Source organism: Labilibaculum sp., from assembly GCF_041595635.1.
Taxonomy (GTDB): domain Bacteria; phylum Bacteroidota; class Bacteroidia; order Bacteroidales; family Marinifilaceae; genus Labilibaculum.
This window is the reverse complement of the sequence record NZ_JBFHJW010000034.1, coordinates 23,915-45,022: the sequence shown is the minus strand read 5'-3', so window position 1 is coordinate 45,022 and position 21,108 is coordinate 23,915. Positions and strand designations below refer to the sequence as shown.

Below are 21,108 nucleotides of genomic sequence, written 5' to 3'. Positions count from 1 at the left end.
CTGTTTTCATATCCCAAATATGAGGATATCAGTTTAACAGTCAATAGCTTTGACTGATAGTGAATAAAGGTGATTGCTAATGCAGATTACTGATAGCAGATTTTAATAAAAAACCAGTTTGAGAGAGTGAAAATGAGCTAAACAGATATCCCGATCAGGCATAAAAAAAAAGGAACTCTTGAAAGTTCCTTTTATCCTGTATCTGTGTTTGAAGCTGGTTTAAATATCATCTTCCTCTTTTTCTTCCTGTGCCATATAAGCCTGTAATGAGCTAAATATTTGCATCTGTTCATTATGAGGTTTTGAAAAGAGGATGTAAAGCATTTGTGCCAAGTATGTCTGTGCATCGGGTTGCATCCTTCGGATTGCATCGATAATCTGTCTTTCCTGAATGTTTAACTGATCGGCTAAATTACCCAAACCATTTGCACTACTGGGAATTAGATTGTTTGCAAAAGCACCTAAAGCCGATTGAATAGCGGGCATTTGTGTTATGGCAGTAACGGTTTCTTTGGTTGTGCTGGTGTTGGCATCGGCAATATCTTTGCTGTGTTTTTCCTTTAAATCGATAACTTGATCCTTCAATTTTTCAATAGTGAACTCCTGTTTTAAATTCGTGTTTTCCAGGGCTCTGATTTTATCCCCGTACTCGCTTCTTAGGTTCAGTATGGTGTTAAAATTCTTTTTTTCGATGCTTCGTAATTCTTCTGAGGCGTTTTGTGGCATTTGTTGGGGCTTTTTTGTGTTTATCTCGTTATCGCGATCGAAATCGTTTAATTCATTTAGATATCTTTCTGTTGCTCTCATCTGTTTTGCTGTATTAACACAACTTACAGAGCAATATTTACTGTCAGGTCTTTTACCAATTATTGGCTTTCCGCATACTTTACATTCCATATTTTAATTCATTTCGTTATCGGGTTAATGATCTTATTTGATTCGGTTTTAATCGCTTAGATATTCCGATCCAGTTAACGGTGTAAAATTAGAGTATAATGATATGGCAGGGATTTGCAGATTCCTTCAAGGTGAAGCAATTAAAGTCTTATTTTATTTGTAATAGTTTTTTGTTTATTTAATCTATTCTAGTGATATGAAATTGGTAAATAAGATAGCATTTCATGATACAATTAGAATATCATAACATACTGTGACTATATTTAGTGAAAATACAATCGTGTTTATTACATAGTTTTTTGAGATATGAAGCAATCTTAAGTATATTTGTGTCTTAAGATACTTTGGCTTTAGTGTGAGATTTTTATTCCATATTTAGCTCAAAACGAGGAATAAGAATTAAGCTAATAAATAATGAAGTAATAAGCAAAATATGTAGTTTTTTTAGTCTTATAAAGAGTGGATATAAAGGTTGATATATACTAATACTGTAGATGTGTCAATTGTGAGAGTTAAAGAGTTATACCGGAAATTAAGAAGAATAAATGGTTTTGGAAGAAATAAATATTGTTGATACAATTACAGATTATTATAATAGATTTGAAAATGAATACCCGATTGAATTAATTAATAGTAAACAGTTTGACACACCGGTAAATTTTAAACAGGCAAAAGGATGTCCAAAACATCGCTGGTTCACATACAAGGAAGGTTTTTCGCCTATTTTTGTTGCTGATTTTATACAGAGATTTAGTAGTTTGAAATCAACTGTGGTTTTTGATCCATTTGGAGGTATTGGGACAACCGTTTTAGAAAGTTCAATACTTGGTTATTCGGCTTTTTCAAATGATATTAATCCTCTAAGTAATTATATCTCTAAGATAAAAAATACTATTTATGACTCAAATGATATAACTAATTTGGAGTCAACATTAAAAGTCTTTAATAAAATTAACTTTGATCGAAAAAACAATCCTCCAGTAAATAATACTGTGAATAGTTATTTCGATGAAAGTACTCTTGATTCAATTTTGCAAATACAGTATTGGATTGATACACTAGAAATACCTAAAATAAAAAATTTATTTAACCTTGCACTACTAACAAATCTTGAGAAAGTATCAACGCATCGAAAGGATGGAAATGGAGTAAAAAGGAAAAAAAACTTTAATCAAATAAAAGATTTATCTGTTTTAAAGGATATTATTTCTGAAAAAATAAACGAGTTTTTACATGATATTAATAGCACTAAGATTAATTCGTTAGGTGTTGTTTACGAACAGAGTTCATTTGATCCATACTCTCTTCCTAAAAAAGCGGATATTGTGATTACATCACCGCCTTATGCTAATTGTTTTGATTATAGTAAAGTTTACCTAGTCGAATTGTGGTTTGGAGGATTTTTTAAAGAAAAAATTGACCAGAAGAATTTTAGAGAAAGTTCAGTTGTGAGTCATGTACATTATAAATGGCAAGCAAGAAATCGTGATTATGGGCATAATCTTGTTAATAATGAGATATTCAAGCATCTCAGTGAGTGTGAGTTGTGGGATAAGAAAATTCCACAAATGCTGGTAGGATATTTTTCTGATATGGGTAAAGTTCTAAGTGAACTAATCCCAAATTTGAAGAGTGGTGCAATTGTTGGAATTGTTGTAGGTAACAGTGTTTATGGGGGACTACCAATAGCTACAGATATTCTAATTTCTGAATTAGCAATTCAATTAGGATACGAAATAGTTGGTATTGAATCTTACAGAACATTAACACCTTCGTCTCAACAATTAAAGATAATTAGAGAAAAAGATAAAAAATTTTTACGAGAAAGCTTAATAATTCTTCAATGGAAATAAACCAAACTGACATAAGCCAAACTGATATAAATGGGATATTCAACCCTTATAAACTTAGTTGGGATAGTACTATAATATTTCCTAGCACAAGAAAGCTTGAACAATTGGGGAACAGAATCTATAATAGATATCCTGCAAGGAGTGTCTTTTTAGTTCCTAGAGCAACTATACTTCATAAATTAAAAGAAAGGCCAATTAGTGTTTTGGATCCATTTATGGGATCTGGAACTACTGCAGTTGAGGCTACAAATTTGAATTGTGTGGTATATGGTGCAGAAATGGACCCATTTGCTCGATTAATTGCAGAAGTTAGTAGTATTCGTTTCTCAAAAGTCGAGAAAGAGGAATTGAATGAAAAATTTGAACAGATAATTAGGAATTGGCAACAACAAATTCCAATCAAAAAGTATTATCCAGATTTAAAAAATATAGAATACTGGTTTGATGACAATGTTTTTAATGACCTTTTAAAGCTTAAGTCATATATTTACGAGAATGTAGCTAATGAAAAATATTTGAATTTTCTTAAAGTTGCTTTTGCTGATTGTATTAAGCCTTCTTCTAAAATGGAAAGACAATCAACGAAACCTTATATTTCTTCTAAGTATGAGAAGAAAAAAAAGCCCGTTGGTGAATCTTTTGAATACAGTTACAATGCTCATTTTAACGCTATTTCTCAATGTAATGATAACGTAGAGAGCGAAACAAGAATTAATTGGGTTGGGTTTGATGCGACTGATTTTAATTCAATTGATCAAATCATAGATTTAGCTATCACTTCACCACCTTACTTAAATGCTTTTGATTATACACAAATAATAAAGATTGAAAGCGCTTGGGTAGGGACATTAGTGAACTCTGATATTGATAAATTGAGAAAATTACAAGTCGGACATGCAAAAAGAAGAGAACAAGAAATTTTTGAAGTAGTTTCCAAAATATTTAGTCAATTCTATGATCAATTGCTTTTTTCTTGCCCTAAAACAAAAAAAACATCTAATTTAAATGTCGCAAATAATAGTTTAGCTTATTTTAATGATATTTTTAAGAATTTATTGTCAGTTTATCGTGCATTAAAAGATGATGGAGAGTATCATATGATAATTGGAGATAATGTTATCAATAGTGTTTCAATTCCAACTCATAAAATTATTGCAGAACTAGCTCAGGAAGTTGGATTTAAATGGGATGGATACTATAAATATCCAATTAAAGATCATAGAACCTCAATTCCTAGGAATAATAATGGTGGTAAAATTGATTATGAATATGTTCTAATATTAACAAAATGATTTATAGTTATCTAGATACTCTTTTGGAAAAATGGATTGATTGGACTGAAGGTTTTCTATCTGAAAAGCTCCAAGCAAATACTAATGATCTAAATGCTATTCTAGGAACAAATGGTTCAGACAATCCAACTCGTTCAAAAGAATTATATGACATAGGTGTTCTAAATTACCCTCTTACGCGCAGTCCTATTGCGTATGACAACTTAAGAAAAGATCTTCCAATCCATTCAGATTTCGGCTACTTATCTTATTTAATTAAAAGAGCAATTGATAAGGACGAGGGTAATCAAATTCTGCAAAAAGGGTATAATGCAATATGTTGCTTCTGTTTAATCCAGCAAAATGCAACTCTAAATGATAGGCCAATTTCTTTAAACTTTATCTTACAAAGACTTCTTGAACTATTTCCGATGCCTTTAGATGCTGATGAACGATCTTACTTAAGGTATTTGACAGCCGCTATGTTTTGTGAATTAAATATTAATCAAAATGTTTTCCTAACGAGAATATTAAATGATGCACCTTTTCCGATTAAAATAATCGAGTCTGATAAGATTAGCATTAGGGTTGAGTTTAGTAATGCGAAAGATATAATTAAAGCTATAGATGAGAAAATATCATTGACAGGCATAGTATATGAAAAGGGCTCCGTCTTTTTCATTGGAAACCACAAAAACAAAAATCCTAGAGGGCTTTTCTATATTTCTTATATGAATTTCCAATCTTTTCTATATGATTTTTATACTCTAGAAAAAAGCAATGTGGATAAAGATGTTTTTAATGAGATTTTCACTAAAAAAAGTCCAGTTAATATTATAAATGAGTTCTCTCAAATTTTTAAAACTAATAAAAACTACTCTGCTCTCATGATATCATTAAAAGAAGGTTGCTTAGAAGCATTTAAAGTTTTGGCCTGGGATGATAAAAAATCTTCAATTAAAAGTGAAATATCCCTTAATAGAATATACTTTGGAGCACCAGGTACTGGTAAATCTTATACTGTTGATTTCTTGACGAAAGATTTAGACGATAAATTTAAACGCAAAATAACATTTCATCCTGACTATGACCATTCTTCCTTTGTTGGGTGTTACAAGCCTCAAAGTATTGGAAATGATATTAAGTATCAATTTTCGCCACAAGTGTTTACTGACATATATGTGGATGCGTGGAATGATGAATCTTCAAATATTTATTATTTGATAATTGATGAGATTAATAGGGGCAATTGCGCTGAAATATTTGGTGATCTATTTCAATTGTTGGATCGAAATGATGAAGGGTTAAGTAAATATGAAATTACTCCCAATGAAGATTTGAAAAAATATCTTGTAGAGGAATTTAAGGGTGAGTCCAGAGGAATAGAGAATGGTAAGATGAGATTACCATCTAACCTTGTAATTTTGGCAACAATGAATACTTCTGATCAATCGTTATATCCTATGGATAGTGCTTTTAAAAGGCGATGGGATTGGATATATGTACCGATTGAATATCGAGATACTTGTTCTGATGGCACTAAAAATGAGTCTTATAGTTTTAAAGTTGAAATTGAAGAGGGAAGAACTTTTGATTGGATTCAATTCATTGAAAAAGTAAATAATAAGATAAAAGATAATCCTAGTTTAGGAGCGGATAAGCAAATAGGAAATTATTTTGTAAAACCTAAAACGAAATCGGATGGCACAATGGGGAATATAAAGCTAAAAGATTTTATTCATAAGGTTATGTTCTACCTATGGAATGATGTTTTTAAGGATGAAGAGGATTCGATCTTTGAGAATAAGACTACATATCAAGACTTATTTCCTATTGAGATTAGTGGTCTTAAGATGATTGAAGGGATTCTTGATAAATTGGGGGTTGCTTATGCGAAAGAAGCGGAAGATGTTGCAACGACTGATGCTGATTAGATATGAGAGTCTTAGTTGAAGGTGAGTGGTATAAGACAATGGTTTTAGAATCTTTTCTTGACGATGCTAGTTTTTATGATTCTAAAGGTGATGAAGGTAGAATAAATCATGTAGGGTATTATCATTCAATTGATAGTAGTGAGTTGGTGTATTTTCTTCCTAAGGTTTTCATGTTTGGAAATGGCTTGATGTTAGGTAAATATTCAACGGCTCAATTAGTAGAAGGTTTTTCTGGTAAGGGGATAAAGCATATGGACGAGTATAACTGGATAAGGCAGTTGCTTGTCATTTTTTATAATAGCTTGATTGAATATAGGAAGAGAAAGTTTGATCAGGGGATTGCGAGAGAGAATGAGATTTTTGAGTTGAATACGAATGTTGGAGATAAGGAATATACGTACCTTGATTTGTTTCTTACTTTTACAAATTTCCATAAGAAAAATAGGAGGGTTATTCTTTTTAGATATATGAATAGTGTTTCTAATCAGGCAGATAAGGTGAATTGGAATAGAACAATTCAAAAGTCACTTCCATTGATTAATAAGAAAGGTCAGCCTGTTTATCATATGATGAGTAGCAAAAAGAAGCTGATTAATTATGAAGAAGAGTTGTTGACTATTTTTTACTCCATATTACGTCATTTTGAGAAGGAACATAAACTTAATTTTGACATTGATAAGTCTTTTAAAATAGAGAAGATTGATAAGGTTAAGTCTAATGGTCTTAAGAGATTAAGAAACATCAAGCATAGATATTTTTCAGATTTATTTAGAAGAATTTATCAGTTATGTGAGTTATATCTTTCTTATAATAGCACTGCTAGTGTAAAGAGGAAGAGAAATGAGTTTATTACTGTAAGAAACTATAATCTTGTTTTTGAGGATATGGTTGATAAGCTTCTTTCAGATGATATAGATGATCGATATAAGACAGTAGATGGTGTTGATATTCCATCTTTGAAGAATAATAAGGATGGTAAGATTATTGATCATCTGTTTGAGCATGCGTCTTTAATAGATAGAGATGATACGATATTTTATATAGGCGATTCAAAGTATTATAAGACTGGTTCAGGAGCAGGTGAAATGTCAAGATATAAACAATTTACCTATGCAAAGAATATAGTTCAGTTCAATATTGATTTGTTGAATAAGAGAGAGACTTACACCACAAGAATGAGGTATAGAGATGATGTGACGGAGGGGTATAATATAACACCAAATTTCTTTATTTATGGTTATGTAGACTCTGATCTTGATTTCGAAAACCCTCATATTAAACCAAAGGATAAGGATAAGGTTGTTAAGTCTTACCACTGGGAGGATCGTTTATTCGATAGAGATACTTTATTTGTTCGTCAATATGATATGAATTTCCTGTACGTTTTAAAAGGCTATACAAGTAGTATTTCTACAGAAATATCTCAATTGAGAAGTCAGGTTAAAGATCTGTTTAGAAATGATTTTGTTGAATACTTTAGTTCTAATGAATGTGGGTATGAGTTTAAGTATAGGGATTTTTCTAGCAGAGAAGATTTGAAGACTTTTGTGAATGCCCATTTCAGATTGCTTAATGGGAAATGTTATTCAAAAGATAATCGATTATTCTTGGCAAAACATATGGGAGAGACAAAGTTGGATGGTATTTTAGAAGGCTTTAGTCGATACGATCTGATTTAGTTTTTTATAGGTGTATTTATTTCTCATAAAAAATAAGGAGAAATATTGATTAGTATAGAGTTTTTTTGAAAAATTCTGTTACCTAATTCGAACTTAAATTGTTTTTAGTAAATCAAGCACTTTCCTATTCAAATCATCCACCAGCTCATTATCGTAATCGAAATAAGTATCGGTAACTGTTGTTTTTCCATGGCCAAGAGCCTGGGCAATTACGGGTTTTCCTGCTCCAATGGGTTTCTTTGCTGCAATGCCTGCCCATGAGTGTCGGGCGTGGTACATCATTAAATCAGGAACATTAATGCTTTCGTCTTTCCCAATTTCTTTAAGGTGCTTGTTCATTTGTTTGGTAAGGTTCCTGGCATTGGCATATTTCTCCTGATAGATCAACAGTGAATTTTCCCCTTTTCTTCGTTCTATTATTTCTTGAGCTTCGGGTTCCACTTTTATGGAGTAGGTTTTTTGCGTTTTATTTCGATCGTATTCAATACGTCCTTCGCTAATGTCTGGAATATCATAAATGTCAGAATTATTCATGCCAATTAAATAAAACGATAGCATAAAGAAATCGCGAGCCAGGGCAATGTATTTGTTGTCGGTTTCGAAATCTCTTATTTTTCTGATTTTTTCAATGGGTAACCTTAAATTTCTGGGCTTGCTTTCGGCAAATTCAAATTTTCTGAAAGGATAGGTTTCCTGTCCAATTATTTCATCGAAGTCGATAGCTCGATTAAAAACAGAACGAATATTTCTAAGATCGATATTTGTTGTGGCTGCACTTGCATTTGCTAATCTGTATTCTTTGTATCTGTTTAGCCAGGCTTTTGTGATATCATCGAAGAAAAGTAAATCTTCGCCCATATATTCTTTTAATTTTGTAAGAGTGGTATTGTATTTTTCTCGGGTACTGCTATTTTTTATTGTAGGAACGTAATTTTCCATGTATTCCAGAAAATTTATCACGCATTGTTGCTGTTTTCCACCATTTTTAATGTAATCTGCAATTTGTGATGCAGTCATTATATTTATTCTTCTTCTTTCCTCCAATTCCTCTATAAAATCATCTGCATCGAGTAGGATAGAGGCTAGTTTGTTATTGGCTGTTCTTATATTTTCAATTCCAGGACAGCCTCTTTTTATACGTCCATTGTCCCAATATTTCTCAGGAATTGCAAAATTTGCACGTATGTAGGAAGTTTTAGTTTTGTGAGAAATTGCTAACTTTATCGGGAAAGTCCCGTCGTTCTTCGCTTTTCGGTTGTCTAAGATCAATTTTGCAGTAGCCATATTGGGTAATTTTTTTGCAAGTTTTTTGCAAGTTTCTATACTTTTAAAGCTACAAAAAGCATCTTAAATCGCAATATTTAAATGAAAATAAAGCAAAATAAAAGCGGTTACAGGAGGTGTAACCGCTTAGTATTCAATTGATTTGCTTTGTCGGGGCGAGAAGATTCGAACTTCCGACCCCACGCCCCCCAGACGTGTACTCTAAACCTGGCTGAGCTACGCCCCGATATTGCGAGGACAAATATAATTGAACTTACAGAATTGACAAAAATAAAGGGCCGAAAGATTCGAGTAAATTGATGATTGCATCTATTTTTTCTATCCATAAACACACTTGCAGTTATCTGGATATTTTGTAGATTTGTTTCACGAAAATATTATTTAGAAACAGAATAAGTAAACATATATGGAATTTAAGTCAATGAATTTGGGAGAGACAAATCCTTTAGTTCCCGAGGGAGATGTGGAAAAGGTTAAGTGTCTGATTGTTGGGTCTGGTCCCGCAGGATATACTGCCGCTATTTATGCGGCAAGGGCGAATTTAAGTCCAGTGGTAATTGAAGGAATGCAGCCCGGAGGACAGTTAACAACGACTACAGAGGTTGACAATTTTCCAGGCTATCCAGATGGGGTAACTGGCCCAGCAATGATGGCTGATTTAAAGAAGCAAGCAGAGCGATTTGGAACAGATTGTCGTTGGGGACTTGTTACTTCTGTTGATTTCTCAGAATATCCATACAAAGTTGTAGTTGATGAGAAGAAAATGATCGAAGCCGAGTCTGTTATTTTAGCAACAGGAGCGACTGCTAAATATCTAGGTTTTCCTACTGAAGAAAAATACATGGGATCTGGGGTGTCGGCATGTGCTACTTGCGATGGTTTCTTTTACAGAGGTATGGATGTTGCCGTTGTAGGTGGTGGTGACACTGCTGCCGAGGAAGCTACTTACCTTGCTGGTTTAGCCAAGAAAGTGTATTTAATTGTTCGTAAGCCTTATTTAAGAGCCTCAAAAGCAATGCAAGATCGTGTAGCTAAAACGGAAAATATTGAAATTCTTTTTGAACACAATACCAAAGAGTTGTATGGTGAAGGAGTTGTGCAGGGAGTGAAGCTGATTAAAAGAATGGGCGAAACAGATGAGGAAGAAGTTGATATTAAAATAGATGGTTATTTTGTAGCCATTGGGCATACTCCAAATTCAAAAGTGTTTAGCGATTACGTTAAAACCGATGAGCAAGGTTATATTTTAACTGAAGCAGATTCTACTAAAACAAATGTTCCAGGAGTGTTTGCTGCAGGCGATTTAAAAGATCCTCATTACCGTCAGGCAATTACTTCAGCAGGTTCAGGTTGTATGGCTGCGATGGATGCCGAACGTTTTTTAGCAGAAAGAGAATAAGTATTGCAATCTGATAATATAGAAAACCCGACTAGCGATAGTCGGGTATTTTTTTGTGCATAAAAAAAACGGCATCCAAATAGATGCCGTTTTATGAGTATTAAAAAATACTATTGATTGAAAATATCTGCAAATTTTTCGTTGCTGTATTTTCCATCACTTAATTTTTTGGCAACTTCTTTAAAGGCGTTAACAGTGTATTCAACATCTTCTAAGGTGTGAGTTGCTGTTGGAATCAATCTAAGCAGTAGTTGTCCTTTCGGAATTACAGGATAAACCACGATAGAACAGAAAATGTTGTAATTTTCTCTTAAATCCATAGTTACTTGGGTTCCTTCGGCAACACTACCCGAAAGATAAACCGGAGTAACTGGTGATTCTGTTACACCAATATTTAATCCTGCTTCTGTTAATCCCGCTTGTAATGCTTTGGTAACAGACCAAAGATTCTCACGCAATTCTGGTGAGTTTTTTAATAGCTCTAGGCGTTTAAGAGATCCTTCAACCATCGGCATTGGCAATGATTTTGCAAAAATTTGTGATCTCATTGTGTATCTTAGGTAAGTGCCAACTTCTTCGCTACAAGCGATAAAAGCACCAATACCAGCCATAGCTTTTGCAAAAGTACTGAAATGCAAATCTACTTTATCTTCAACGCCGAAATGCTCAATTGTTCCTGCACCAGTTTTTCCCATCACACCAAAGCCGTGTGCATCATCAACAAGTAAACGGAAATTGAAATCATCTTTAAGAGCACAAATTTCATCCAATTTACCAAGGTCACCAGCCATTCCAAATACACCTTCAGTAATTACAAGGATTCCTCCTCCTGTTTTTTCAGTCCATTTGCTTGCTCTTTCTAATTCTTTTTTAAGGTTTTCCATGTCGTTGTGAGGGTAAACGAACCGTTTCCCAACATGAAGTCTTAAACCATCCATGATACATGCATGCGATTCAGAATCGTAAACAATCACATCATGACGACCTACCATAGAATCAATAATAGACACCATTCCTTGGTAGCCAAAATTCAAAAGGAAGGCATCTGGTTTTCCCACAAAATCGGCCAATTGAGCTTCTAACTCTTCGTGACGACTTGTTTGACCGGACATCATACGAGCTCCCATTGGGTAAGCTAATCCCCATCTTTCAGTTGCTTCAGCATCTTCTTTTCTAACTTCAGGGTGATTGGCTAATCCGATGTAGTTATTCAAACTCCATGTTAAAACTTCTTTTCCACGAAATTTCATTCTTGAACCAATTTCCCCTTCCAGTTTAGGAAATGCGAAATATCCATGAGCTTGCTTAGCGTATTGCCCTAGATTTCCTTTTTTCGATGTAACTTTGTCAAATATATCCACAGTATATACTTTTTTGTAATGTTTTTATTGCAATTGTGCAAAAGTAATGTTTTTTAGAATTCTAGCAATAAATTATAAAGAATTGTATAATAAGCTTGGAAAGTATTCAATATTTCGCATGAAAACTATATCTTTGCAAAATGCAAAAAAACAGAGAGGTTATATCTATGAGGAAAATTGTTTATCTTTTTTTACTTTTCGCCTTTGTTTTAGGTGGTTGTAGCGATTATCAAAAGCTTTTAAAAAGCAATGATAATCCATTGAGATATAAGAAGGCTATTGAGTACTATAATAGTGAAGAATATGTGAAAGCGGCTACTCTATTTGAGGAGTTGTTACCAATTTATCGAGGTACAAGTAAGGCTGAAACAATTAGCTATTATATCTCTTACTGTTCTTATGGATCTGGAGATTACATTTCTGCGGGTTATTATTTCAGAAATTTCCTTAAGACTTTTCCAGATAGTCCTTACTCTGAAGAGAGTTTGTATATGAGTGCTTATTGTTATTATTTAGAATCTCCAAAGCCTAGATTAGACCAAACATCAACACAAGATGCGATAGATGCATTTCAGTTATATGTCAACCGTTACCCTAATTCTACAAGAATTCCGAGATGTAATGATTATATTGATGAAATGCAGGATAAATTGGTGTATAAATCTTACCTAAGTGCGAGAAATTATTACGATAGAGAACGTTTTCCTGCGGCCATAATATCTCTTCAAAATAGTATTAAAGATTATCCAGGTTCTTCCTATCGTGAAGATTTAATGTTTATGCTTTTAGAGTCACGTTACCAGTTGGCATATAATAGTATTGCTGATAAGCAAAGAGAGAGATACAATCTAGCAAAAGAAGAATATTATTCTTTTGTTGATGAATTCCCTGAAAGTAAGTACCAGAAACGTACTGAAAAAATGATTGAAGATATCGAATCATACTTGAGTAAGTTTAATACGAATATTTAAAATAGATCTAATTCTTTTATAGTATGGATTACAAAAAAACAAATGCAGCAAGTTCTACAATTACCCGTAACATGACTGAATTAAGTGAAGAAGTGGGTAATGTGTATGAATCTGTAGTGATTATGGGGAAGCGTTCTAATCAAATTGCTGTTGAACTGAAAAGTGAACTGAATAAGAAATTGCAGGAGTTTGCTTCTTATACAGATAACTTGGAAGAGGTTTTTGAAAATCGCGAGCAGATTGAAATCTCTAAATATTACGAGAGATTGCCAAAGCCATCATTAATCGCAGTTGAGGAATTTATTAATGGAGAAATCTATTACAGAAATCCTGCGAAAGAGACAAAAACAATCGATTAGTTATAAGATAGTCTATTAGTTCCCTTTGTTACAGAGGGAACTTTTTATTTTAAAACGAAATTATGTTAAAAGATAAAAATATCATTCTTGGTGTAACTGCAAGTATAGCGGCCTATAAAGCTGCTTCTTTAGTTCGTTTGCTAGTGAAAGAAGGGGCTAATGTAAAAGTAATTATGACTACTTATGCAAAGGAATTTATATCTCCGGTTACCATGGCTACACTGTCTAAGAATACAGTTTTGTCTGATTTTTTTAAGCATGATGATGGCAGTTGGAATAGTCATGTAGATTTGGGAATTTGGGCAGATTTGCTACTTGTAGCACCTACTACCGCCAACACAATGGCTAAAATGGCTCACGGTATTTGTGATAACTTACTACTGACAACTTATCTTTCGGCTAAATGCCCGGTGATGCACGCTCCAGCAATGGATTTGGATATGTTTAAACATCCAGCCACCTTACGAAATATGGAAATTCTACGATCTTATGGTGATTTATTTATAGAGCCTTCAAGTGGAGAGTTGGCAAGTGGTCTTTATGGAAAGGGCCGAATGGAAGAGCCCGAGATCATTGTGAAGAAAGTCGTTGATTTTTTCGAATCTAAAAAAAAAAACTAAGCGGTAAACGGATATTGCTGACAGCAGGACCAACTTATGAACAAATTGACCCTGTTCGATTTATTGGTAATTTTTCATCTGGTAAGATGGGTTTTTCCATTGCTGAGGAATTGGCCAATCAAGGGGCTCAAGTTGTTCTGATTAGTGGACCTACGAGTTTACAAATAGAAAATTCTAATATTAAACGCATCGATGTGATTTCTGCTCAGGAGATGTATGTGGCAGCACAAGAACAGTTTCCATCTTGCGATGGTGGAATTATGACAGCTGCCGTTGCCGATTTTACTCCATTACATATCGATAAAAAGAAAGTAAAAAGAGGAAAGGAAAACTATTCGGTTGAACTAACTCCAACAAAAGATATTGCTGCTTCATTAGGTAAATTAAAAAGAGAGAACCAGTTTTTGGTTGGTTTTGCTTTAGAAACTAATGATGAAGAGTTAAATGCAAAGGGAAAATTGGAAAAGAAAAATCTTGACTTTATTGTTCTTAATTCTTTAAACGATAAAGGAGCCGGTTTTCAACACAATACAAATAAAATTACAATTTTTAGCAAGTATGGTGAGTGTAAAAAGTTTGCCTTGAAAAGCAAGGCTGAGGTTGCTGTTGATATTGTGAATGAATTGATTGCTTATTATGAAGAATAAATATGCTATCTCTTCCGTTTTAATTTTTAACTTTAAGTGTTAATTTTTGAAAGTCAACCATGCGAAAACTCTTTCTACTATTTTTTGCATCTATTTTTTCAATTTCCTTATTTTCTCAGGAGTTGAAATGTAATGTGCAAATTTCGAGTCAACAAATTCAGGGTACAAATAAGCAAGTGTTCCGAACACTTCAAAGTGCAGTGTACGAGTTTATGAATTCCACTCGATGGACCGATCACGTATATGCCTACGACGAGCGGATTGAATGCTCAATAATTATCAATCTAACTTCTAAAGTTTCTTCGAATGAGTACTCTGGGTCTGCTCAAATTCAAGTGAGTCGTCCTGTATATAATTCTTCCTACAATACTGTTTTATTGAACTTTAAAGATGATGATATTCAATTTGAATATGTAGAATATCAATCCATTGACTATAATGAAGCCACTACTCCTGAAGGCTTAGCTGCTTTGTTATCCTATTATGCATACATGATTATTGGTTTAGATTATGACACTTATTCAATGGAAGGTGGAAGCCCTTATTTTTCGAAAGCAGAAGCCATTGTAAATAAGATGCAGAATTCCAGCGTAAGCGGATGGAAGTCTTATGAAAGTAAGAAAAATAGATATTGGTTGATTGAGAATTTTCAGAATAGTTCATATAGCTCGGTTCGCGAATGTTTGTATCGATATCACCGCTTAGGCTTGGATAATATGGCCGATCGATTAACAGAATCTAGATCTACAATAGCCGAAAGCCTAAAGTTGCTTCAAACTGCTTATCGTTCCAAACCAGGTTCCTATATTCTTCAGGTATTTTTTGATGCCAAAGCAGAAGAATTGGTGAATATCTTTTCGGAATCTTTTAGCGAAGAAAAAAAACGTGTTTATACTATTGTTAGTGAAATTGATCCTGCTAATATTTCAAAATACAATACTATGTTAGACTAGTGCCGAACAATACCATCTCATTATTTTATCTCATCAGGTGTATACGATTATTTTTTAGACTCTTATGATTCAATCTATTTCCATTCAGAATTATGCTTTAATTACTAAGCTGGACATTGAATTTTCGAATGGTTTTTCCGTGATAACTGGAGAAACGGGTTCTGGTAAATCTATTCTCTTAGGAGCTTTATCTTTAGTGCTTGGTCAACGGGCCGAGATGAACGTATTAAAAGATAAGGAGCAAAAATGCATCATAGAATGTTCATTTTCTATTTCAAAATACAATTTGAAGGCATTTTTTCAAGACAATGAACTCGATTATGAAGAAGAAACAATATTGAGGAGAGAAATTTTCCCCAATGGGAAAAGCCGTGCTTTTGTAAATGATTCACCAACAAGTGTTAAAATCCTAAAGGAACTTGGTCTTCGCTTGATTGACGTTCATAGTCAGAATCAAAATATAGTAGTTGGTAGTTTTGAATATCAGGTAGGTATTGTTGATACTTATGCTAAAAATGTCGACCTCCTTAAAAAATATCAAAACGATTACGATCAATTTCAAAAGTTAAAGCAAGAATTAAGAAAACAGGAAGAATTGGCTGCCAAAGAAAAGGCAGATTTGGATTATTTTGAATTTCAGTTGGAACAATTAGTCGAGGCTCAATTGGTTGAAGGCGAACAAAAAGAAATGGAAGCCGAATTGGAAACCTTAAGTCATGCCGAGGAAATCAAGTCGGGTTTATACAAGACATACATGAATTTTTCTGAAGGGGAATCGTCTATTCTTACTCTGATGAAAGAGGCTATCAACTCAATGATACAAATCCAAAATGTATACCCCAATGCGGCTAGTTTCTTCGAGAGATTAGAGAGTAGCTACATTGAGTTGCAAGATCTGGCTCAGGAATTAGATCGAAGCAATGAAACCATTGAATTTGATGCTAACAGAATTGAGTTTTTAAATCAAAAATTAGATGGTATTTATGCCTTGCAGCAGAAGCATCATGTGAATTCAGCCGAAGAATTGATTCAAATTCGAGAAGAATTGAAGCAAAAAGTGGAAAAAATCAGCTTAGGAGATGATTTTATTGACGGCTTGAAGAAGCAATTAAAAATGCAGGAAGGTATTGTAAGAAAATCGGCTGAGAAACTTACAAATAGTAGAGTTAAGGTGATTCCTGCCATTGAAAAAACCATTGTGGCGCAATTGATTCAGTTGGGAATACCTAATGCGAATTTTAAAATCGAAACTCGTATTAGAGAAGATTTTCAGTATTTAGGGCATGATTATTTGAGCTTTTTGTTTAGTGCCAATAAGAATGGAAAATTAGAAGAGGTACAGAAAGTTGCTTCTGGAGGTGAGCTGTCTCGATTAATGTTGAGTATCAAGTATTTAATTTCATCATCTACTGCGTTACCATCTATTGTTTTCGATGAAATAGATACAGGAGTATCGGGCGAAATTGCCGACAAAATGGGGAGTATGATGAATAAAATGGCAGAAAATATTCAAGTAATTAGTATTACTCATCTACCTCAGATAGCTGGAAAAGGAAAAAATCATTACAAAGTTTACAAGGCAGATGATGAGCTTGAAACCTACTCGAATATTGTACTTCTCGATAAGAAAAGTCGTATTGAGGAGTTAGCTAAAATGCTTAGTGGTGCTGACCTTACTCAGGCTGCACTTGAGAATGCTAAAGTGCTGTTAGGTAATTAGTTAATTCTGACATTTTACAAATAAAGAATTTATTCAGTCTTAATTAATACTACTGTGTAGGATTGATATTAATTTATTTGGCTATCTTTGTGGCTGAAAAAATGAAATTTACAAAGTATGTCTTATAATTTATTAAAAGGAAAACGAGGGATTATTTTTGGAGCATTAAACGAAATGTCTATTGCTTGGAAAGTAGCCGAACTTGCGGTGGAAGAAGGTGCTGAAATTGTATTAACAAATACTCCCGTTTCTATCCGAATGGGTACAATTGATGAATTGGCTAAAAAATGTAATGCTCATGTAATTCCAGCTGATGCGACCAGTCCTGAAGATTTGGAACAGTTATTCACCAAATCAATGGAAATTTTGGGTGGAAAAATTGATTTCGTACTTCATTCAATTGGGATGTCTCCAAATGTTCGAAAAGGGCTTGCTTACGACGAATTAAATTATGAGTATTTGAAGAAAACATTAGATATTTCTGCAATCTCTTTTCACAAAGTATTGCAATCGGCTAAAAAGCTTGATGCTATGGCAGAATGGGGATCGGTTGTTGCCTTGTCATACGCAGCGGCACAAAGAACCATGTACGAATACAACGATATGGCCGATGCGAAATCTATGCTCGAATCAATCGCTCGAAGTTTTGGATATATCTATGGAAGAGAAAAAAGAGTGCGTATCAATACCATTTCTCAATCTCCAACCATGACAACTGCAGGTAGTGGTGTAAAAGGTTTCGATTCTTTGATTGATTTCTCAGAGCGTATGTCTCCTCTTGGAAATGCTGATGCGGCAGAGTGTGCGAACTATTGTATTACTATGTTCTCGGACTTAACCCGTAAGGTAACCATGCAGAACTTGTTCCACGATGGTGGTTTTTCAAGTATGGGTATGAGTTATAGGGCTATGCGTCAGTATAATAAGAGTTTTAATCCTTGTGATTGTAAAGAATAATAAAAAGAGTATTATTATCTTTTGAATCCGGATTGTAAAATCCGGATTTTTTTTGCGATAAAATGTAAATTGTGAAATCAGTAGATTTTTAAAATCTACTGATAATATGTACCTTTGCCCGTACTTTTCAAAATTTGAGAAGGAGAACAAGAAACATCAAAACAAAAATAACTTGATGACCACAAAAGCAACAAATATTCATCCTGTATTTGATCGGATTTTAGGACGGGAAGATAAGGAGCAGTTCTTACATCAAAATTCAAAACTTATTTGGATGACAGGTCTTTCTGGATCAGGAAAAACTACAATTGCAATTGGACTTGAAAAGGAGCTTCAGAAGAGAGGCTATTTAACTCAAATTCTGGATGGAGACAATATCCGTACAGGAATTAATAAAAATTTAGGATTTTCTGATGAAGATCGAACTGAAAATATCAGAAGAATTGCCGAGGTTTCAAAATTGTTTTTGAATTGTGGAATTATTACCATCAATTGTTTTGTAAGTCCTACCATCGAGATTAGGGATCTTGCTAAAAATATTGTGGGGGAAGAAGATTTTTTGGAAGTATACGTGAATGCATCCTATCAGGAATGTGAGAAAAGAGACGTAAAAGGTTTGTATAAAAAAGCTCGTAATGGTGAAATAAAAAACTTTACCGGACTCGATGCTCCTTTTGAAGCTCCAGAAAATCCATTTTTAGAAATTAAGACTTCTGAAATGACTCCAGAGGAATCGGTGGAGAAGGTGGTAAATGCAATTTTAACTAAGTTAATAAAAGATAGTAAAGTTGAAAACAAGTAGACTTTACGGTGTGGCTATTCGGAGGGGTGGTCTAGTAGAACGCAAATAAAATATTTTCGAATGAAGGAATACAATATTAATCATTTAAGAGAACTGGAAGCTGAATCTATTTTCGTGATTCGTGAAGTGGCTGCTCAATTTGAAAATCCAGTTATGTTATTTTCTGGAGGAAAAGATTCTATCATCATGTTTCACTTGGCTCGTAAGGCTTTTGCTCCTGCAAAAGTTCCTTTTGCGATGATGCATATTGATACTGGACATAATTTTCCTGAAACCATCGAGTTTAGAGATATGTTGATGGAGAAAACAGGTACTCGAATTATCGTTCGTTACGTTCAGGATTCTATTGATCAGGGAAAAGTGGTTGAGGAAACAGGAATTAATGCCAGTCGAAATAAGTTGCAAACTGTAACTCTTTTAGATGGTATTGAGGATATGAAAGTAGATTGTGCAATGGGTGGTGGCCGTCGCGATGAAGAAAAAGCCAGAGCAAAAGAGCGTTTTTTCTCTCACCGAGATGAGTTCGGCCAGTGGGATCCGAAAAACCAACGTCCTGAATTATGGAACCTTTTCAATGGAAAGAAAAATATGGGAGAACATTTTAGAGTTTTTCCAATTTCGAATTGGACCGAAATGGACGTGTGGCAATACATCTATCTAGAAAATATTGAAATTCCAAACCTATACTTTTCTCACGAACGTGAAGTATTTCAACGTAATGGAACACTTTTAGCAAAAAGCGATTGTATTCCTATGCGTCCAGATGAGAAAATTGAGAAACGTATTGTGAGATTTCGTACTATTGGCGATGCTACTTGTACTGGAGCTGTTGAGTCTAGAGCTCATTCATTGGAAGAAATTATTGAAGAAGTTGCCGCTACCCGAACAACCGAACGTGGAACCAGAGCTGATGATAAAAGATCAGAGGCGGCTATGGAAGATCGTAAAAAAGAAGGTTATTTCTAGAAATACAGGCAAAAAGCAAAACAGATTTGTGGTACAGATATTTGGCCACCTTAAAATTTTGAACTTACAACTAATGGCTATTTGCTATTAGTAAAAAGCTAAATAAATATGTCAGAGAACGCAGCAGGATATTTAGATATGGAACTTTTGCGATTCACTACTGCTGGTAGTGTTGATGATGGTAAAAGTACCCTAATTGGAAGATTATTATACGATAGTAAAGCCATTTTTGAGGATCAAATGGAAGCTATTGAAATCAGTAGTAAAAAAAGAGGTGACGAGGAAGTTGATCTGGCTTTACTTACCGATGGTTTACGTGCCGAACGCGAGCAGGGAATAACCATTGATGTTGCTTACCGTTATTTCGCAACACCAAAGCGTAAATTTATTATTGCCGATACCCCAGGCCATATTCAGTATACTCGAAACATGGTAACAGGTGCGTCTACAGCAAATGCTGCATTAATTTTGGTTGACGCACGTAACGGCGTTATTGAGCAAACTTTACGTCATTCTTACATTGCCAATTTATTGCAAATACCACATATTATTGTGTGTATCAATAAAATGGATTTGGTTGACTACTCACAGGAAACCTACGATAAAATTAAGGCTGATTATCAAAAGCAGATCGTTGATAAATTAAATATTAAAGATGTTTGCTTTATTCCGATCTCGGCAAAGTTAGGCGATAATGTTGTTGATTCTTCAACTAGGATGGATTGGTATTCAGGATCTCCATTGCTGAATTTGCTTGAAAATATGCCAATTGTTGACGATCGTAATCATGGCGATTCAAGATTACCTGTTCAGTACGTTATTCGTCCTCAGTCTGATGAGTTTCACGATTATAGAGGATATGCAGGTAGAGTTGCCAGTGGCGTTTTCAAGCCTGGCGATCGGGTAAAAATATTACCTTCTGGAATCGAAACCAGCATTAAAGCTATTGATTCTTTTGATGGTGAGCAGGAAGTTGCATTTACACCACAGTCGGTTACTTTACGATTGAGTGAGGATATCGATATTTCAAGAGGAGATATGATTGTGGATGCAAACAATGTACCAAATGTAAGTCAGGAATTTGATGCCATGCTTTGCTGGATGAATGAACGCCCAATGATGCCACGCGGAAAGTATACCATTAAGCATACTACGAACGAAACTCGTTGTATGATCCGCGATGTGAAATTCAAAGTAAATGTAAATACCTTGGATGAAGTTTCTGATGAGGCTTCTGTAGGATTAAATGATATTGCACGTGTATCTTTTAAAGCAGCGAAACCTTTATTTTTCGATTCTTACAAAAAGAATCGTTTAACAGGTAGTTTTATTTTAATTGATGAAGGAACCAATGAAACGGTTGCGGCAGGTATGATTTTATAAAATACAAACCAATAATTACAGAATGGCTGAAGCAATTGTTTTGGCCATTTTT

The 21,108-nt window shown here is 34.1% G+C and carries 18 protein-coding genes and 1 tRNA gene; 15 read left to right on the top strand and 4 right to left on the bottom strand.

Features of this window, described 5'->3' with window-relative positions:
* Positions 1 to 219: 219 nt before the first annotated feature.
* Complete coding sequence (locus ABYT26_RS10950) at positions 220 to 807, bottom strand: hypothetical protein (protein WP_372753784.1); 588 nt, start codon at positions 805 to 807, stop codon at positions 220 to 222.
* A gap of 635 nt (positions 808 to 1,442) precedes the next feature.
* Here ABYT26_RS10950 and ABYT26_RS10945 point away from each other — a divergent pair.
* The 4 genes from ABYT26_RS10945 to ABYT26_RS10930 are packed head-to-tail and all read left to right on the top strand — an operon-like array spanning position 1,443 to position 7,634.
* The gene (locus ABYT26_RS10945; protein ID WP_372753782.1) at positions 1,443 to 2,750 is read left to right on the top strand and encodes a hypothetical protein; all 1,308 of its coding nucleotides are present in this window, start codon (positions 1,443 to 1,445) and stop codon (positions 2,748 to 2,750) included.
* Positions 2,741 to 4,042 (top strand): DNA methyltransferase, encoded by a 1,302-nt coding sequence (locus tag ABYT26_RS10940; protein WP_372753780.1) that lies wholly within the window; start codon positions 2,741 to 2,743, stop codon positions 4,040 to 4,042. Before ABYT26_RS10945 ends, ABYT26_RS10940 begins: the two co-directional genes overlap by 10 nt.
* The gene (locus ABYT26_RS10935) at positions 4,039 to 5,955 is read left to right on the top strand and encodes an AAA family ATPase (RefSeq protein ID WP_372753778.1); all 1,917 of its coding nucleotides are present in this window, start codon (positions 4,039 to 4,041) and stop codon (positions 5,953 to 5,955) included. The genes ABYT26_RS10940 and ABYT26_RS10935 overlap by 4 nt, the downstream gene beginning before the upstream one ends.
* Before the next feature lie 2 nt (positions 5,956 to 5,957).
* A complete protein-coding gene (locus ABYT26_RS10930; protein WP_372753776.1) occupies positions 5,958 to 7,634 on the top strand; it encodes a hypothetical protein in 1,677 nt (558 codons plus the stop codon).
* Positions 7,635 to 7,727: 93 nt separating this feature from the next.
* Here ABYT26_RS10930 and ABYT26_RS10925 read toward each other — a convergent pair whose 3' ends face one another.
* The gene (locus tag ABYT26_RS10925) at positions 7,728 to 8,918 is read right to left on the bottom strand and encodes a phage integrase SAM-like domain-containing protein (RefSeq protein ID WP_372753774.1); all 1,191 of its coding nucleotides are present in this window, start codon (positions 8,916 to 8,918) and stop codon (positions 7,728 to 7,730) included.
* A gap of 150 nt (positions 8,919 to 9,068) precedes the next feature.
* Positions 9,069 to 9,144: transfer RNA gene (locus ABYT26_RS10920), tRNA-Pro, on the bottom strand.
* Between the two features lie 180 nt (positions 9,145 to 9,324).
* Here ABYT26_RS10920 and trxB point away from each other — a divergent pair.
* Positions 9,325 to 10,317 carry a thioredoxin-disulfide reductase gene (gene trxB / locus ABYT26_RS10915; protein WP_372753772.1) on the top strand — a complete coding sequence of 331 codons (993 nt, stop codon included), beginning with the start codon at positions 9,325 to 9,327 and terminating at the stop codon, positions 10,315 to 10,317.
* A gap of 110 nt (positions 10,318 to 10,427) precedes the next feature.
* Here trxB and ABYT26_RS10910 read toward each other — a convergent pair whose 3' ends face one another.
* Positions 10,428 to 11,678 (bottom strand): aminotransferase class I/II-fold pyridoxal phosphate-dependent enzyme, encoded by a 1,251-nt coding sequence (locus ABYT26_RS10910; protein WP_372753770.1) that lies wholly within the window; start codon positions 11,676 to 11,678, stop codon positions 10,428 to 10,430.
* 167 nt (positions 11,679 to 11,845) lie between these two features.
* Here ABYT26_RS10910 and ABYT26_RS10905 point away from each other — a divergent pair, with 167 nt between their 5' ends.
* From ABYT26_RS10905 to ABYT26_RS10860, 10 genes are all read left to right on the top strand, one after another.
* On the top strand, positions 11,846 to 12,649 hold the full coding sequence (locus ABYT26_RS10905) for an outer membrane protein assembly factor BamD (protein ID WP_372753768.1): 804 nt from the start codon (positions 11,846 to 11,848) through the stop codon (positions 12,647 to 12,649).
* A 23-nt stretch (positions 12,650 to 12,672) separates the two neighbouring features.
* Positions 12,673 to 13,008: a DNA-directed RNA polymerase subunit omega gene (locus ABYT26_RS10900; protein ID WP_372753766.1), complete on the top strand. Its 336-nt coding sequence runs from the start codon at positions 12,673 to 12,675 to the stop codon at positions 13,006 to 13,008.
* 62 nt (positions 13,009 to 13,070) lie between these two features.
* Entirely contained in the window at positions 13,071 to 13,628 is a 558-nt protein-coding gene (locus ABYT26_RS10895) for a flavoprotein (protein WP_372753764.1), read from the top strand.
* Between the two features lie 14 nt (positions 13,629 to 13,642).
* Positions 13,643 to 14,275 carry a phosphopantothenoylcysteine decarboxylase gene (locus ABYT26_RS10890; protein ID WP_372753762.1) on the top strand — a complete coding sequence of 211 codons (633 nt, stop codon included), beginning with the start codon at positions 13,643 to 13,645 and terminating at the stop codon, positions 14,273 to 14,275.
* Between the two features lie 59 nt (positions 14,276 to 14,334).
* The gene (locus tag ABYT26_RS10885) at positions 14,335 to 15,228 is read left to right on the top strand and encodes a DUF4835 family protein (protein ID WP_372753760.1); all 894 of its coding nucleotides are present in this window, start codon (positions 14,335 to 14,337) and stop codon (positions 15,226 to 15,228) included.
* A gap of 64 nt (positions 15,229 to 15,292) precedes the next feature.
* Positions 15,293 to 16,948, top strand: coding sequence for a DNA repair protein RecN (recN, locus tag ABYT26_RS10880; protein WP_372753758.1), 1,656 nt, complete (start codon positions 15,293 to 15,295; stop codon positions 16,946 to 16,948).
* Between the two features lie 117 nt (positions 16,949 to 17,065).
* Positions 17,066 to 17,905: an enoyl-ACP reductase gene (locus tag ABYT26_RS10875; RefSeq protein ID WP_372753756.1), complete on the top strand. Its 840-nt coding sequence runs from the start codon at positions 17,066 to 17,068 to the stop codon at positions 17,903 to 17,905.
* 175 nt (positions 17,906 to 18,080) lie between these two features.
* Positions 18,081 to 18,707, top strand: coding sequence for an adenylyl-sulfate kinase (gene cysC / locus ABYT26_RS10870; protein WP_372753754.1), 627 nt, complete (start codon positions 18,081 to 18,083; stop codon positions 18,705 to 18,707).
* 60 nt (positions 18,708 to 18,767) lie between these two features.
* Entirely contained in the window at positions 18,768 to 19,673 is a 906-nt protein-coding gene (gene cysD / locus ABYT26_RS10865) for a sulfate adenylyltransferase subunit CysD (RefSeq protein ID WP_372753752.1), read from the top strand.
* Between the two features lie 108 nt (positions 19,674 to 19,781).
* Entirely contained in the window at positions 19,782 to 21,056 is a 1,275-nt protein-coding gene (locus tag ABYT26_RS10860) for a sulfate adenylyltransferase subunit 1 (protein ID WP_372753750.1), read from the top strand.
* The last annotated feature ends 52 nt before the right edge of the window (positions 21,057 to 21,108 follow it).

What these genes read in the sequence shown, in the direction of transcription:
- ABYT26_RS10935 (WP_372753778.1), top strand. Translation starts at nt 4,039, where the DNA reads ATGATTTATAGTTATCTAGATACTCTTTTGGAAAAATGGATTGATTGG.
- cysD (WP_372753752.1), top strand. Translation starts at nt 18,768, where the DNA reads ATGAAGGAATACAATATTAATCATTTAAGAGAACTGGAAGCTGAATCT.
- ABYT26_RS10900 (WP_372753766.1), top strand. Translation starts at nt 12,673, where the DNA reads ATGGATTACAAAAAAACAAATGCAGCAAGTTCTACAATTACCCGTAAC.
- cysC (WP_372753754.1), top strand. Translation starts at nt 18,081, where the DNA reads ATGACCACAAAAGCAACAAATATTCATCCTGTATTTGATCGGATTTTA.
- ABYT26_RS10905 (WP_372753768.1), top strand. Translation starts at nt 11,846, where the DNA reads ATGAGGAAAATTGTTTATCTTTTTTTACTTTTCGCCTTTGTTTTAGGT.
- ABYT26_RS10940 (WP_372753780.1), top strand. Translation starts at nt 2,741, where the DNA reads ATGGAAATAAACCAAACTGACATAAGCCAAACTGATATAAATGGGATA.
- ABYT26_RS10895 (WP_372753764.1), top strand. Translation starts at nt 13,071, where the DNA reads ATGTTAAAAGATAAAAATATCATTCTTGGTGTAACTGCAAGTATAGCG.
- ABYT26_RS10930 (WP_372753776.1), top strand. Translation starts at nt 5,958, where the DNA reads ATGAGAGTCTTAGTTGAAGGTGAGTGGTATAAGACAATGGTTTTAGAA.
- trxB (WP_372753772.1), top strand. Translation starts at nt 9,325, where the DNA reads ATGGAATTTAAGTCAATGAATTTGGGAGAGACAAATCCTTTAGTTCCC.
- ABYT26_RS10875 (WP_372753756.1), top strand. Translation starts at nt 17,066, where the DNA reads ATGTCTTATAATTTATTAAAAGGAAAACGAGGGATTATTTTTGGAGCA.
- ABYT26_RS10950 (WP_372753784.1), bottom strand. Translation starts at nt 807, where the DNA reads ATGAGAGCAACAGAAAGATATCTAAATGAATTAAACGATTTCGATCGC.
- ABYT26_RS10945 (WP_372753782.1), top strand. Translation starts at nt 1,443, where the DNA reads ATGGTTTTGGAAGAAATAAATATTGTTGATACAATTACAGATTATTAT.
- ABYT26_RS10925 (WP_372753774.1), bottom strand. Translation starts at nt 8,918, where the DNA reads ATGGCTACTGCAAAATTGATCTTAGACAACCGAAAAGCGAAGAACGAC.
- ABYT26_RS10885 (WP_372753760.1), top strand. Translation starts at nt 14,335, where the DNA reads ATGCGAAAACTCTTTCTACTATTTTTTGCATCTATTTTTTCAATTTCC.
- recN (WP_372753758.1), top strand. Translation starts at nt 15,293, where the DNA reads ATGATTCAATCTATTTCCATTCAGAATTATGCTTTAATTACTAAGCTG.
- ABYT26_RS10860 (WP_372753750.1), top strand. Translation starts at nt 19,782, where the DNA reads ATGTCAGAGAACGCAGCAGGATATTTAGATATGGAACTTTTGCGATTC.